This is a genomic window from Terrabacter sp. Ter38 (assembly GCF_024519435.1).
Taxonomy (GTDB): domain Bacteria; phylum Actinomycetota; class Actinomycetes; order Actinomycetales; family Dermatophilaceae; genus Terrabacter.
Genome location: NZ_JALJRZ010000039.1, coordinates 1 through 351, shown reverse-complemented (window position 1 = coordinate 351; position 351 = coordinate 1). Strand labels below are relative to the sequence as shown.

Annotated in this window: 1 protein-coding gene; it reads right to left on the bottom strand. The window is 47.3% G+C overall.

The annotated features are described in order from the left end of the window. A partial coding sequence (locus NR112_RS23315; protein ID WP_256796475.1) for a hypothetical protein occupies nt 1-351 on the bottom strand: 351 nt, incomplete at both ends.

Here is a 351-nt window from a genome sequence, read left to right as displayed (position 1 = left end):
GGGGGGCACCTTCGTGCTCGAGGTCGTCCTCCCCTTCCTCCTCTTTTTCTTCTTCCTTCTCTTTCCTCTCCTTTCCTCTTCCCCTTTCTTCTCCTTCCTCTCTCTCTTCCTCTTTCTCCCCTTTCTCCCCCTCTTCTTCCTCCCTCTCTCCTTCCCCTCTTTCCCCCCTTCCCTTTCCCCTTCCCTCCCCCTCCTCCTTTTTCTTTTCCTTTTTTTTTCTCTTTTTTCTACTTTCCCCCTTTCAACTTTATCTTTATCTTCTTCTTCTTCTTTTTCGTCTTTTTCTTCCCTTTTCCCTTCTTCTTCTTCTTCTTCTTCTTCTTCTTCTTCTTCTTTGCCGTCGTGGTGGTC